Source organism: Actinoplanes utahensis, from assembly GCF_016862455.1.
Lineage (GTDB): Bacteria > Actinomycetota > Actinomycetes > Mycobacteriales > Micromonosporaceae > Actinoplanes > Actinoplanes utahensis.
Window position 1 is genome coordinate 39166 of the sequence record NZ_BOMZ01000009.1, and the last position, 14108, is coordinate 53273.

The window sequence follows — 14108 nt, forward strand, 5'->3', positions numbered from 1 at the left end:
ACACGAATCGCATGCCGGGGGTTCCGAAGCGGGTCGTCAGGGTGGCCGGGGGACGGTCCCGGCCGGCCCGACGTCCGCGAGATCAGCTGGTGTAGGCCGACTGGTGGCTGAGGATCGCGTGGACCTCGCGGGTCTCCTCGGCGGTGTGGCGGCCCAGCATGAGGTCGAGCTCGGAGCGCTCCGCGGCGGTGCGGAAGGCCGCGAGCTCGTCGCTCAGACGGCGGTGGGCGCGGCGCTCGGCGAGTCGGTGCGAGATGGCGGTACGGGCTTCACGGATCAACTTCACGGCGAACTCCTCAACGGATAGTGACGAAGAAGCTGACGGCTATTACGATCTCCCACTCGCGCTTCGCCACCAAATCCACCAGGTAAAACTTCCGATGCGAAAGTGACGGCGACCACTGGATTCGGGTAAGCCGGGTCACTCTCCGTCGCTAAATCCCAGGTCACGACCGGTTGGTGATCTCCCCCACGGGGAGGCCGGGAAGAGCCGAGAGCAGCTGGGTACGCGACCGGACGCCCAGTTTGCGGTAGACGCGGGTCAGCGTCGCCTCGACGGTCTTCACGCTCAGGTAGAGCCGGTTGGCGATCTCCCGGTTGCTGGCCCCGGCCCGCACCATCCCGGCGATCCGCAGCTCGGTCGAGGTCAGCCCCTGCTCGGGGGTCCCCTCGGTACGGGTCAGCATCCGTTCCGCCTCGGCGATCCAGGGCCGGGCCTCGGCCGCACGGAAGAGGGCCAGGGCCCGGTCGATCGCCTGCCGGGCGGCGGCGTAGCGACGCCGCCGCCGTTCCGCCCCGGCCAGCACCAGCAGGGCGTGCGCCTGCTCGACCGGCTGCCGGGAGACCTCGAACCGGCGGGCGGCGACGGTGGCCAGCCCGGCCGCGGCGTCCGCCTGCCCCGACTCGGACGCGACCACGGCGGCGGCCCGGTCCAGGTAGCCGGCGAGCGCGGCCGCACCACCGGCCCGGGCGAGCTCCAGGGTCGCGGCCGCCTCCCGGTGCTCGCCGGAGAGCGCCAGCGCCGCCGCCAGGTCGGCCCGCCGGCGCACGATCATCGGGTCGGCGCTGCCCGCCTCGGCCTCCAGGTCGTGCAACCGGCGCAGGGTGGCGACCGCGGCCCGGGTGTCACCGGAACGCACCTCCGCCTGGGCCAGGGCGTGCAGATTCCGGCGCAGGTAGAGGCCGTCGCCCTCCTGGCGCGAGGAGCGGATGCCCCGGCGGGCGAATCCGGCGGCGGCGGCCAGGCTGCCACCGGCCAGCTCGGCCACCGCGGCGGTGTACCAGGTGGGGCCGGGACTCAGGCCGGCCTCCTGAGCGGCGCGGGCCGCGCGGTGGCCGTACCGCAGCGCCTCCTGGCACCGGCCCGCCCTCGTCGCCACCTCGGAGAGGCTGCGCAGCACCTCGACCCGGGCCTCGCCGACCCGGTCGTGCTCGGCGACCGCGAGCAGGGCGAGCAGTTCCGCGCGGGCCTCGTCGAGCCGGTCGTCGAAGAGCGCGAACCGGGCGGCCATGTAGTGCGGGCCGTAGTGCAGCCAGTCCGGCGCGGGCGTGGCCGGCAGCGCCAGCGCGCGGTCCAGGGAGTCCCGCCAGCAGGCCACCCCTCGCACCCGCTGGATCGAGGCGATGATGGTCAGCGCCATCGCCTCGATGGTGGGGTCGCCGGCGAGCCGGGCCGCCTCCTCCGCGCGCCGCGCCTCGGCCGCGGCCGCCTCCAGGTCTCCGGCCAGGAACGCGGCGAAGGTCAGCCGCAACCGGACCGGGGCCGCGAGCTCCGGATCGTCGCCGGCCTCGGCGAGCGCGGCGGCGAACGTCTCCCCCATCTCGGACAGCGCCTGCCCGGCCAGGTCGAGCAGGACGAGGCGGGCCCGGACCCGGTGCGCGGGCGGCGCGTCGGCGGTCAGCACCGCCTCGGCGGCCCGCCCGGCCACGGCGGGCACCCCGCCGGTGATCGCCGTGCGGGCGGCGGTGACCAGCCAGTCGAGGCGGTCCGCGGCGAGTTCCGGCGGGCAGCGGTCGGCGGCGAGCAGGTACAGCTCGGCGGCGGTCCGGTCGGCGCCGCGCAGGGCGCAGCGACCGGCCGCCGCGGCCAGGCCGGCGGCGACCGCGGCGTCCGGGCGGGCGGTGCGCAGGGCCTGCTGGCGTAGGGCCTCCACCGGGTCGTACGCCGCCGCGGCCAGCTCGGCGTGCACCCCGCTCCGCTCGGCCGCCGGCGTCTCGTCGGCCAGCACCCGGCCCAGCAGCGGCGGCGTGAACCGGATCCGCTCCCCGGCCACCTCGACCACCCCGGCCGCGACCGCCGCACGCAGTTCGCCGGCCGCCTCGTCCCGGCCGGCCCGCAGCAGCAGGGTGATCGTCGGCTCGGTGGCCAGCGCCGCGGTCAGCAGGGTCCGGCGGACCGCGGCGGACAGGCCGGCGAGCCGTTCCCGGGCCAGGTCGCGCACGTTCTCCGGCAGGGGCGCGGGCCGCCAGGCGGCGCCGGGCACGACCGCGCCGCCCAGCTCGAGGGCGAGGAACGGGTTGCCGCCGCTGTCCTGGTGCAGCCGGCTGGCCGTACGGCAGGGCAGGCCGCGGGATTCGAGCAGGGCGGTCAGGTCGTCCGGCGACAGCGGCGGCACCGCCAGCTCGAGCACCGGGGCGGGACACAGCCGGACGGCGCGGGAACGGCCGGGGCGGCGTTCGGCGGCGGCCACCCGGACCCGGGGGCCGGGGCGGCGGCGCATCGCGAACCCGATCAGCTCGGCCGACTCCGGGTCGAGCCACTGGACGTCGTCCAGGACGAGCAGCACCGGGGTGGCGCGGGCACAACGGGCCAGCAGCTCCGGCAGGACCAGGCGCCGGGCCAGCGCCGGCGCTCCGGTGCGGGACGGCCGGCCCTGGGACAGCGCGGCGAGCGAACGCCGTGGCGCGGGCGCCAGAGCGGCGACCGCGTCCGCCGGGACCTGGCGGACGAGATCGGCGACCCCGGAGTACGCCAGGGTCCGCTCGCCGCGGGCCGGGCGCAGGCGGAGGACCAGCTCGCCTCGCGCCGCGGCCCGGTCGGCGACGGCGTCGAGGAGCGCGGACCGGCCGATGCCGGGCGGCCCGTGCAGGGCCACGCCGCCACCGGTGGCCAGCCGGGCTTCGACCGCCGCGAGCAGTGCCTCCCGGCCGTGCAGATCAGGCACGCGGCCAGACTAGGGACCGAGAGACATGGGTATCAATGAATTCCCGGCTATGTCACACCGCGGTCATCTGGTGGCCGTGACACTCTTGGCGGTCACCGAGCCGTCACCGGCCGTCTCGCCCTGGACGGTGACCGACTGGCCGGCCTTGACGTCGCCGAGCCTGCCGCTGGTCGTGGTGCTGACCGTGGTGGCGCCGTCGGTCCTGACGGTGACGACCGTGCCGTCGGCGGTCTCGACGTAGATCGTCTTGCCGTCGACCAGCTTGACCTTGCCGGTGGTGCCGCCGGCCGCGGCAGCCGCCGTGGTCTGCGGTCCGAGACCTCCGGGCGCGCCGCTCGCGCTCATCCCGCCGGGGAAGCGACCGCCGCCTCCGCCGGGGAATCCGCTCGCGGTGGACGAGGAGGCCGCACCCCACGTCTTCTGGGCCTGGACGCCGCCGAGGAAGCCGCCCATCAGCAGCGCGGCCACGCCGAGGCCGACCGTGCCCTTGTTCCACCACTTCTTCGGCGCCGCGGCGGCCAGTTCGGCGGAGAGGCCGTCATGCTCGTCAGTGGGCACGGCCGAGATGATCGCGGTCTCGTCGTTCATCGTTGTCACAACGGGGTCCTCACTCGTAGCGCAGCGCGTCGATGGGACGCAGGCGGGCGGCGCGGGCGGCGGGCAGACCGCCGAAGAACAGCCCGATCGCGATGGACACGCCGACGGCGTACCCGATCGAACTGGGCACGATCACCGGTGTCACGCCGACGATCTCGAACCGGGCGCCGATCAGCGCGGCGGCCACCCCGAGGGCGCCGCCGAGCACGCTCAACAGGCTCGCCTCGATCAGGAACTGGGTCAGGATCACCCGGCGGGGCGCGCCGAGCGCCTTGCGGATGCCGATCTCCCGGGTCCGCTCGGTCACCGTGACCAGCATGATGTTGGTGATGCCGATGCCGCCGACCAGCAGGCTGATCGCGGCGACCACGCCGAGCAGGGTGGTGAACGTGTCGGCGGTCTCGGTCTGCGTCTCCAGCAGCGACGACGCGTTCTGGATCCGGTAGGGGGTGCTGCCGCTCGACTCCGGCACATCGAGCCTCTGGTTCAGGATCGTGGCGACCTGGCTCTGCACCGCGTCGACGTCGTCCGGGTCGTTCGCCTCCACGATGATCGAGGTGAGCGGGCCGTACCCGGTGAGCACCTGCTGCACCGCGGTGAGCGGCGCGACGGCGGTGTCGTCGGCGTCCTGGAAGCCGGTGGAGGTCTTCTCCTCGAGGACCCCGACGACGGTGAACAGCGCCCCGCCGACGGTGACCTGCTCGCCGATCGGGTCGATGCCGCCGAACAGCTCCTCGGCGACGGTCTGCCCGATCACCACCACCCGGCGGCCCTGGTCGACGTCGTCGGAGGTGAACCCGGTCCCCCTGCCGACCGGCGTGCTGGACGCGGTGAACCAGGCCGGCGTGGTCCCGACGAAGGTGGCGACCGCGTGGTCGGCGCCCTCGTACGTCATCGTCGCCGAGGACGAGCTGACCACCGGCGACACCGACCTGACGTCCGGCGCCAACTCGGCGTCGACGAGCGCGTCGGCCATGTCCCTGGTGAGCGAGGTGCTGCTGGAGCCGCCACGGCCGGTGCTCATCACGGTGATGGTGTTGGTGCCCAGCGCCTCGATCCGGTCGCTGATCGCCTTGGCCGAGCCGTTGCCGACCGCGACCAGCAGGATCACCGCGGCGACACCGATCAGGATGCCGAGCATGGTGAGCGCGGACCGCAGCTTGTTGGCGCTCAGGCCGCGCAACGCGAAACGTACGACCTCGACGAAGTTCATCGCGCGTGCCGCCCGGCCATCGCGGCGCCCACCGGTGGCAGGTGCAACGGCGACTGCCGCTCGTCCGTCACGATCGAGCCGTCCACCAGTTTGATCAGCCGCTTGGCGCGGGCGCCGACCTCGTCCTCGTGCGTGATGATCACGATGGTCCGGCCGGCCGCGCTCAGATCGTCGAAGACCTGCAGCACGTCGTCGGTGGACTGGGAGTCCAGGTTCCCGGTGGGCTCGTCGGCGAGCAGCAGGGCCGGTTCGGTGACCAGGGCCCGGGCCACCGCGACGCGCTGCTGCTGGCCGCCGGAGAGCTGGTTGGGCTCGTGGTCGGCGCGGGCCGCGAGACCGACGACGTCGAGGGCCTCCATCGCGCGGCGGCGGCGTTCCCTCGCCTGGACCCCGGCGTACGCCAGGGGCAGTTCCACGTTCGCCACCGCGGTGGTCCGCGGGATCAGGTTGAACGACTGGAAGATGAAGCCGATGAGCCGGTTCCGGGCCAGCGCGAGCTGGCCGTCGGAGAGCCCGCTGACGTCCACGCCGTCCAGCAGGTACCGCCCGGAGGTGGGGACGTCCAGGGCGCCGAGGATGTTCATCAGGGTCGACTTGCCGGAGCCGGAGGAGCCCATGATGGCCGCGTAGTCGCCGCGCTGCACGGTGAGCGAGACCCCGCGCAGCGCGTGCACGGTCGCCTCACCCTCGCCGTAGATCTTCTTCAGGTTCGTGACCTGGAGGACCGGCTTGCTCATCGGCCACCGCCGCCGCCCGGGCCGCCCCCGCCGCCGGAGAAGCCGCCGAGGCCGCCGCCGCCCATCATGCCGCCGCCCTGCTGGCTGCCGCTGGTGCTGGTCGAGGTGGTCTTGACCACGACCTGCTCGCCCGCGGTGAGCCCGGAGGTGATCTCGGTGCCCGCGTCGCCCTCCAGGCCGATCTGCACCGCCCGGGTCTCCCGCACACCGTTCGCGACGACCGTGACGGTGCGCCGGTTGCCGGCCCTGGTGATGGCGGCCGCGTCGACCAGGACCACGTTCTCCTTGGAGCCGGTGGTGACCGAGACCGAGACGGTCTGGCCGACCTTGGCGCCGGCCGGCACCTTGTCGAGGGTGAGCGTGACGCCGTAGGTGACCACGCTGTCGGAGGTGGTCGCGGACGGGTCGATCGCGGCGACCCGGGCGCTCTGCGAGACGCCGCTGAGCGCGTTCCAGGTGACCGTGGCGACCTGCTTCTCCTTGAGGCTCGTCGCGTCCGCCTCGGCGAAGCTCGCCGCCACCTGCATCCTCGTCAGGTCGGCGATCTCGATGAAGCCGCTGGACGACGACGAGCTGCCGCTGCCGCTGCCGGCCGAGCCGCCGGACGCGCCGGACGAGCTGGACGACGAGCCGGAGGCGGAGCCGCCGAGGGTGCCGTCGACCGCGGTGACCGTGCCGGCCATCGGGGCGGTCAGCACCGTCCCGTCCATCCCCGACTCGGCCTCGTCCACGGCCAGCTCGGCCTGGGCCACCTCGTTCTCGGCCTCGGTGGTGTCCGAGCCGGCGGTCTCGGCGCGGTCCAGGGCGTCCCGCGCCGCGTCCCGGTCGGCCTCGGCGGCGTCCAGGGCGCGCTGCGCGGCGGCCGGGTCGACCCTGGCCAGCGCCTGACCCTTCTCGACCTGGTCGCCGACCTTCACGTGGATCGCGGTGACCGTGCCGCTGGTCTCGAAGGTCGCGCTCGCGGTGCCGGCGCTCTCCAGGGTGCCGTCCGCGGTCGCGGTCCTGGTGACCGTGCCCTGCTGGACGGTGACCGTACGTTCGGAGGCCGTCGCCGCCGTCGCCCCGCCGCCGGAAGAGGAGAATGTCTCGTACACCGTGGCGGCCCCGGCGACGAGCGCGACGCCGATCACGGCGTTGACCACCAGAGACGGGTGGCGGCTCAGACGTACCTTCATGCCGCACACTCTCGGGCCCGGGGCTATGAGGAGCTTCGGCGCAACCTGGGAGCCACCTCAGAACTCACGCCGCGTCACCGACGGCCGGAAGTTCCACCCGGAAGGTGGCCCCGCCGCCCGGGGTCTCGCGCAGCACGACGTCGCCGCCGTGTCCCCGCACGATCGCCGCCACGATCGCCAGGCCCAGCCCGGAACCGCCGCCCTTGGTGCGGGAACGGCTCGAGTCGGCGCGGTAGAGCCGCTCGAAGATCCGCTCCGCGTGCTCGGCCGGCACGCCGGGACCGTCGTCGCACACCTCCAGCACGGCCACCGGGTGGCCGTCGTCACCGGTGGACAGCCCGACCCGTACCGTGACGGTCGTCCCCGGTGGGGTGTGGTGCAGGGCGTTCGCCACCAGGTTCGTGGCGACCTGCCGCAACCCGTGGTCGTCGCCGAGGACGGTGGCCGGCTCGAAGAAGTCGTCGTCGCCCAGACCGGCCAGCAGCACCTGACGGCCCGGCATGCGGGCGTGCGCGTCCCGGATGGTGTCGGCGGCGATCTCCAGCAGGTCCACCCGGCGCAGGTCGAGGGTGCGCTGCTGATCCATTCGGGCCAGCCGGAGCAGGTCCTCGACCAGCACCGCCATCCGGGCCGACTCGGCCTCGATCCGCGCCATCGTCTCGTCCAGCTGCGGGCCGGGCGGGGCGCCGCCGCGCCGGTACAACTCGGCCCACCCGCGGATCGAGGTGAGCGGGGTCCGCAGCTCGTGCGAGGCGTCCGCGACGAACTGCCGCAGCTTCTGCTCGGAGGCGGTACGCGCCTCGACCTCTCCCTCGATCCGGGTGAGCATGGCGTTCAGGGCCAGACCGAGGCGGCCCGGCTCGGTGTGCGGGTCGGTGTCCGGAACCCGGCCGGACAGGTTGCCGCCGGAGATGTCGGCGGCCACCGCCTCCATCGCGGTGAGCGGCCGCAGCCCGATCCGTACCACGAAGGCGGCGCCGAACCCGAGCGCCGTCAGCACCAGCAGCAGCACCCCGGCGTCGATCAGGACGAGCTGTTCGGTGGTCTGCTCCACCTCGACCAGGGAGTAGCCGACCAGGGCGCGTTCCCCGGTGTCGCCGATGTCGACGGTGAGGACGCGCCAGTCCGAGCCGGCAGCCGACGAGACCGTGTAGGGACGGCCGGCGGCGGAGGCGGGCAGGTCGGCGGCGGGCCTGGTGTCGTCGACCGGTGTGCTGCGGGCGGTGTCGAGGGTGCCGTCGGCGTGGTAGACGTACATGATCTGGTCCGGGCCCAGGCCACGGAACCGGCCCGGGCGCGGGCCGAAACCCGAGGGGCTGGATTCGGACAACGGCCTGCTTATGCCGATGAGCTGGTCGTCGATGCGATTCTCCAGATATTTCGTTATCAGCAGGACGCCGGCGACGTTGGCCACGACGAGCGCCACGCCGGACAGCACCGCCACGACCAGGACCAGCCTGGACTTGAGCGTCCAGTAACGCCAGGGAGTCACTCCCCGTCGCGGGGCAGCCGCAGCGCGTACCCCACCCCCCGCACCGTGTGGATCAGCGGCGGATCCGTCTTGTCGATCTTCCGGCGCAGGTAGTAGACGTAGGACTCCACGATGCGGCCGTCGCCGCCGAAGTCGTACTTCCACACCCGGTCCAGGATCTGCGCCTTGCTGACCACCCGGCCCGCGTTGATCATCAGGTACCGCAGCAGGTTGAACTCCGTCGGCGACAACTCGATCAGCCGGCCCGCCCGCCGTACCTCGTGGGCGTCCTCGGAGAGCTCCAGGTCCGCGTACCGCAGCATCCCGGTGTCCTCCCGCGGCTCCTCGGGCAGGCTGCGGCGCAGGATCGCGCGTATCCGTAGCACGACCTCCTCGAGACTGAACGGCTTGGTGACATAGTCGTCCGCGCCGGCCGACAGCCCGAGGATGCGGTCCTCCACCGCGTCCCGGGCCGTGAGGAACAGGACCGGGACCCGGTGACCCGCGGCCCGCAGCCGCCGGGCCACCTCGATGCCGTCGAGGTCCGGGAGCATCACGTCGAGGACGATCAGATCCGGCTCGAACTCTCGCACCGCCATCAGGGCGCCGTGTCCCGACTCGACCACCCGCACGTCGAAGGCGACGAGCCGGAGCGTCGCGCTGAGCAACGCGGAGATGTTCGGCTCGTCGTCGACGACGAGGACGCGGGACGGCCGCGCCGCGGGATCGATCGACGTCACGGAACCACGGGTTTCGGTGTGCACCGCACTAGAACTATCAGCGTTCTCTTTGAATCGGCTATGAGCGGGACGGGAGATCGCTACCAGGACCGGGCCACCGCGTCGCCTTCCGCGACGCCGGAGACGATCTCGGTGTACGTGTCCCCGCGCAGCCCCAGCCGCACCGGAACCTCCGCGCCGCCCCGGAGGACGATGCCACCGTCCCCCTTGACGTCGTGCACCGCCGTGCTGGGAACCCGCAGCACGTTCTCCTGGCTGCCGGTGGTCACCCGGACGCCGGCGCTCTGGCCGACCAGCAGCTCGCCCGGAGCCTCGGTGAAGGAGAGCAGCACCCCGAACCGGGTCAGCGTGCCGTCGCTGGTGCCGACCGGGTCGACCTGCGCCACCGTCGCGCCGAACGTCTCGCCGGCCCGGTCGGCGAGAGTGATCACGGCCTTCTGGGTGACCGCGAGCCGGTCCGCGTCGGCTTCCGGGAAGTCGGCGCTGATCTCCATGTCGTAGACGTCGGCGAGGGTGATGAAGGTGGAACCGGACTCGGCCGCGCTGCCCACCCGGCCGCTCACCGAGATCACCTTCCCGGCGATCGGTGCGGTGATCCTGGTGCCGTCCAGCCGCTCCTCGGCCTCCTCCAGGGTCACCTCGGCGGCGTTGACCCGCTGCTCGGCGGAGAGGATCGCGTCGGTGCCGGAGCCCACCCCGTTCCGCGCACCCGATCCCCCGCCGGTCGAACCGGTCGAACCCCCGGTCGCCGAGCAGTCGCCGGATCCGCCGGAACCCGGCCTCCTCGTCGCCGTGGCGGTCGGTTTCGCCGTCCTCGTGCCGGTCGCGGTGGGATTCGCCGTCGCGGTCCGGGCCGGGACCGGCGAGGCAACCGTCAGCGAGGGCGACGCGGTGGCGCTCGGGGACGCGGACGCGCCGATGGTGTAGGCCGCCGCCACGTCGCACCCGGCCGGCGTGGCCGCGGCCGACGTCGAGGTCGCCGCGTCCCGCGCCTCGTCCAGCCTGTCCCGCGCCTCGTCGAGCGCGTCCTCGGCGTCCGCCACCGCCTCGGCGGCGTCCGTGTCGTCGACGGTCGCGAGCACCTGGCCCGCCGTCACCGTCGTGCCCGCCCGCACCATGACGGTCTCCACCTCGGCGCTCACCCCGAACGACAGGCTCCGCGTCTGCGCCGCCTGCACCGTGCCGGTGGTGGCGACCTCGGTGGTCACCGCACCCCTGTCGACCGCGACGGTCCCGGCCGCCGGCGTCACCTCCCGCGCGGCGCCGGCCGTCAGCGCACGCACCACGCCGAAGGCGAGCAACGCGAGCACGACGACCGCCACCGCGAGCCGGATCAGACGCCGGCGACCGGCCAGTGCAACACCCATGGTCGCCGAGTGTGGCCACCGGTCCTCGCCGCGGGCTCGGTCCCGCCTGGGAGTTCGCTCGGAGCGCGGGAAGGCGTTCCTAGGTGACTCCTAGGGTCGTCCGACCTTCCGCACAGGTGCGCCGGTTCTCCTTCACACGTCCCACGCCATCGTGAACGAAGGAGACACACGTGCCGGTGATCAGCCTGAGGGCGCCGCGCCGTACCGCAGCCATCGTCGCCGTCTCGGCGGCCCTGCTGTTCACCGCGGCCTGCGGCTCCGACGACGCCGGCACGGACAGCGCCACCGGCGGCGCCGGGCAGAACGGCGGCGCCGACCCGTTCGCCGCCTACATCAGCTGCCTCGACGAGAACGGCGTCACCATCACGATGCCGTCCGGCGGTCCCGGCGGCGCACGCCCGTCCGGCGCCCCCGACGGCGCGGCCCGCCCGTCCGGCCAGCCCCGGCCCTCCGGCAGCGCCGGTCAGCGCGGCGGCGGCTTCCCCGGTGGAGGCGGTTTCGGCAAGCCTGACGGCGTCGACGACGCGACCTGGACGAAGGCTCAGGAGGCGTGCGCGGCGGTCCGCCCGAGCATGGGCGCGGGCCGCGGCGACGGCGGCGGTCCCGGCCAGAACGGTGGCGCCCCGGCCGGTGGCGGCAACGCCGGCGCCGCCTACGAGAACTGCCTCAAGGAGAACGGCGTCACCGACACGGCCGACCTCGACACCACGAACGCCACGGTGAAGAAGGCCACCGAGACCTGCGCCGTCCTGAAGCCCACCGGCTCCTGACCCCGTGCCGGCGTCGCGGTCCCCCCGTCGATGCGACGCCGGCACGGTCACCCCGCGTCTCTCTCACGGCAGGCGCGGGGTCACTGTCTTTCCAACCCCGTTTCCGGTACGCCGTGAGCCGCCCCGAGCGCGACCACACCTCCCCGTGGCCACCGCGCGAGGTCTGCCGGCCATCAGACCGCAGCGCGTGCTGCGGGCTGTAGCGGTGGTTCCGGCTGGTTCTGAGTTCTGACTCGAAAGTCGGCCATCCCCGCAGCTCACGCCTTGATCGAAAGCATCATGTCAACCGCGCCCAGCGGCCGACTTCCACCAACGGCACGGGCGTCGCAAGGACACGGATGGCTGTCTCAGCGTCGCCGGGACAGCACTCAGACCGGCCGGCGGGGTTTCAGGGTGGGCGGTGGAGCTGCGGACCACCAGGTGGCGGGGTTCAGGGTGGGCGGTGGAGCTGCGGACCACCAGGTGGCGGGGTTCAGGGGTGGGCGGTGGTGCTGCGGACGACCAGGCGCGGGGGGATGATCACGGCGCGGGGGCCCGGGGTGGTCTGCTCGATGCGGGCGACGGCGCGGTCGACGGCGGCGGTGGCCATCGCGTCGACGTCCTGGGCGATCGTGGTGAGGTCGATGTGGGCGAGCCTGCTCAGGCTGGTGTCGTCGTAGCCGACCACGCTCACGTCGCCGGGCACGTCCAGGCCGTTGCGGCGCAGCACGTCGAGCAGGCCGGTGGCGCTCAGGTCGTTGAACACGGTGACCGCGGTCGGCGGGTCGGCGAGCAGTCTCTCGGCGGCCCGGGCCCCGTCCTCCTCACCGGCGCCGCCGGGGACGATCCGGGCGTGCTCCCCCAGGCCGTGCCGCCGCATCGCCTCCTGATAGCCGGTGCGCCGCTCGGCCGAGCCGGCCAGGGTGCCGCCGTCGACGTGCGCGATCCGCCGGTGCCCGAGCGCGACCAGATGATCGACGGCCTGCTGCGAGCCGAGGGCGTCGTCGCTGTGCACCACGTCGACGTCCCGGCGGCGGGCGCCGCGCATCATCGCGATCACCGGCAGCCGGGCGGCGATCGACGCCAGCTCGGAAGCGCGCAACTGCCCGCCGAACAGCACCAGCGCCTCGCACCGGTCCTGGAGCAGGTCGCCGACCGCCGTACGCTCGCCTCGCCGGGGGGTGACCGCGCTGAGCGTGAGCTGATAGCCGGACCGCTCCGCCGCGTCGTAGAGCCCGGTGAGGAGGTCGTGGTGGAACGGGTGCCGCACGTCGAAGACGACCCCGAGCAGGCGGCTGCGCCCGCTGCGCAACAGGCGGGCTCGACTGTCCGGCTGATATCCGAGCCGCCCCGCCACCTCGAGGACCCGCTCCCGGGTGGCGCTCCCGACGCCCGGCGCGCCCCGCATCACGATCGACACGCTGGCCACCGACACCCCGGCCGCGGCGGCCACGTCGGCGAGGGTGGCCCGCCGCTCCGCTGACTGCATGCGCCCGATCGTACGTTGTGATTACTAGAACGTTCTATAGCGCTGACTACTAGAACGTTATAGCGTCGGCGCCCGTGGAAGAAACGACCCCCGGCCGCCGCTGGGCGGCCCTGCTCGCCCTGTCCCTGGGCGGCTTCGGCCTGGGCCTGACCGAGTTCGTCGCCATGGGCCTGCTCCCCGAGATCGCCCGCGATCTGCTCCCCACGGCCTACGCCGCCTCGGTCCCGGACGCGCTGGCCCAAGCCGGCTGGATGATCACGATCTACGCGCTCGGTGTCGTCGCCGGCGCGCCCACGATCGCCGTCCTCACCGCCCGGATGCCGCGCCGCCGGCTCGTCCTCGGGCTGCTCGCCCTGTTCGTGGCCGGCACCGCGGCGTCCGCGCTCGCCCCCACGTTCACGCTGGTGCTGGCCGCCCGGTTCGTCGCGGCACTGGCCCACGGCGCCTACTTCGGCGCCGCCGGCATCCTCGCCGCCGACCTGCTCGGCCCCGGCAACCAGGGCAAGGGCGTCTCGATCGTCATCGGCGGCCTGACCGCGGCCAACCTCGCCGGCGTCCCGCTGATCACGGTGCTCGGGCAGAGCCAGGGATGGCGGGCGGCGTACCTCGCGGTCGCCGCCGTCTTCGCGCTGAGCCTGGTCGCGGTGCTCACGACCGTACCCCGCTCCGAAGCCGCGACCGGCGGCTCACCACGCGCCGAACTGCGCGCCTTCCGCTCGCCGCAGGTCTGGCTCGTCGCCGCGGCCGTCGCCGTCGGCACCGCCGGGTTCTTCGCCGTCAACAGCTACATCGCGCCGATCACCACCCACGTCACCGGCCTGTCCGACAGCACCGTCCCGTGGGTGCTGGCCGCCATGGGCCTCGGCATGACCCTCGGCATCGCCGCCGGCGGCATCGCCGCCGACCGCGACCTGCGCCGCGCCGTCCTCACCGGATTCGCCGGCCTGCTGACGTCGGCGGCGTTCTTCGGCCTGGCCGCCGCCCACCCGATCGGCCTGTTCCTGGGCGCGTTCCTGGTCGGCGCCGCCAGCCTCTACATCGTTCCGGCGCTGCAGGCCCGGCTGATCGCCGTCGCACCCGGCGCACAGCTGATGGGCGCCGCCGTCAACCAGTCCTCCCTCAACATCGCCAACGCCGTCGGCGCCGCCCTCGGCGGCACGGTGATCGCCGCGGGCTGGGGTTACCTGTCCTCGGTGTGGCTGGGCGTCGCCCTCACCGTCACGGGCCTGCTGCTCGCCCTGTTCAGCTTCCGTCTCGACGCCCGGACCCCCACGCCGGAGCCGGTCCCCGCCTGATACCGCTACGGCGGTCGTCCGCTTCCGGTCCGCGGCGCTTCTCTCACACCATGCCTCGGTACGGGCCACGCAACGTCCCGTGCCTCGCGGCGGCCACGGCAGGCGCCCCCT

The 14108-nt window shown here is 73.9% G+C and carries 12 protein-coding genes; 2 read left to right on the forward strand and 10 right to left on the reverse strand.

Features of this window, described 5'->3' with window-relative positions:
- Positions 1-82 precede the first annotated feature (82 nt).
- From Aut01nite_RS02160 to Aut01nite_RS02200, 9 genes are all read right to left on the reverse strand, one after another.
- A complete protein-coding gene (locus Aut01nite_RS02160; protein ID WP_043532308.1) occupies positions 83-286 on the reverse strand; it encodes a hypothetical protein in 204 nt (67 codons plus the stop codon).
- Positions 287-446: 160 nt separating this feature from the next.
- Positions 447-3164 carry an AAA family ATPase gene (locus tag Aut01nite_RS02165; protein WP_043532306.1) on the reverse strand — a complete coding sequence of 906 codons (2718 nt, stop codon included), beginning with the start codon at positions 3162-3164 and terminating at the stop codon, positions 447-449.
- Between the two features lie 63 nt (positions 3165-3227).
- Positions 3228-3752 carry a hypothetical protein gene (locus tag Aut01nite_RS02170; protein ID WP_043532304.1) on the reverse strand — a complete coding sequence of 175 codons (525 nt, stop codon included), beginning with the start codon at positions 3750-3752 and terminating at the stop codon, positions 3228-3230.
- Between the two features lie 19 nt (positions 3753-3771).
- Positions 3772-4974 carry an ABC transporter permease gene (locus tag Aut01nite_RS02175; RefSeq protein WP_043532301.1) on the reverse strand — a complete coding sequence of 401 codons (1203 nt, stop codon included), beginning with the start codon at positions 4972-4974 and terminating at the stop codon, positions 3772-3774.
- Positions 4971-5711 carry an ABC transporter ATP-binding protein gene (locus Aut01nite_RS02180; protein WP_043532299.1) on the reverse strand — a complete coding sequence of 247 codons (741 nt, stop codon included), beginning with the start codon at positions 5709-5711 and terminating at the stop codon, positions 4971-4973. Before Aut01nite_RS02180 ends, Aut01nite_RS02175 begins: the two co-directional genes overlap by 4 nt.
- Complete coding sequence (locus tag Aut01nite_RS02185) at positions 5708-6886, reverse strand: efflux RND transporter periplasmic adaptor subunit (protein ID WP_043532297.1); 1179 nt, start codon at positions 6884-6886, stop codon at positions 5708-5710. The genes Aut01nite_RS02180 and Aut01nite_RS02185 overlap by 4 nt, the downstream gene beginning before the upstream one ends.
- A gap of 64 nt (positions 6887-6950) precedes the next feature.
- Complete coding sequence (locus Aut01nite_RS02190; protein ID WP_052164501.1) at positions 6951-8378, reverse strand: sensor histidine kinase; 1428 nt, start codon at positions 8376-8378, stop codon at positions 6951-6953.
- Positions 8375-9097, reverse strand: a complete 723-nt coding sequence (locus Aut01nite_RS02195; protein WP_052164517.1) for a response regulator transcription factor — start codon at positions 9095-9097, stop codon at positions 8375-8377. The genes Aut01nite_RS02190 and Aut01nite_RS02195 overlap by 4 nt, the downstream gene beginning before the upstream one ends.
- Positions 9098-9177: 80 nt before the next feature.
- A complete protein-coding gene (locus tag Aut01nite_RS02200) occupies positions 9178-10464 on the reverse strand; it encodes an efflux RND transporter periplasmic adaptor subunit (RefSeq protein WP_043532295.1) in 1287 nt (428 codons plus the stop codon).
- Between the two features lie 170 nt (positions 10465-10634).
- Between Aut01nite_RS02200 and Aut01nite_RS02205 the strand changes: the two genes are divergently transcribed.
- On the forward strand, positions 10635-11234 hold the full coding sequence (locus tag Aut01nite_RS02205; protein WP_043532293.1) for a hypothetical protein: 600 nt from the start codon (positions 10635-10637) through the stop codon (positions 11232-11234).
- A gap of 472 nt (positions 11235-11706) precedes the next feature.
- Here the strand turns inward: Aut01nite_RS02205 and Aut01nite_RS02210 are convergent, their stop codons facing one another.
- The gene (locus tag Aut01nite_RS02210) at positions 11707-12702 is read right to left on the reverse strand and encodes a LacI family DNA-binding transcriptional regulator (protein WP_204037415.1); all 996 of its coding nucleotides are present in this window, start codon (positions 12700-12702) and stop codon (positions 11707-11709) included.
- Positions 12703-12776: 74 nt separating this feature from the next.
- Here Aut01nite_RS02210 and Aut01nite_RS02215 point away from each other — a divergent pair, with 74 nt between their 5' ends.
- Positions 12777-13997 carry an MFS transporter gene (locus Aut01nite_RS02215; protein WP_043532291.1) on the forward strand — a complete coding sequence of 407 codons (1221 nt, stop codon included), beginning with the start codon at positions 12777-12779 and terminating at the stop codon, positions 13995-13997.
- Positions 13998-14108 lie beyond the last annotated feature (111 nt).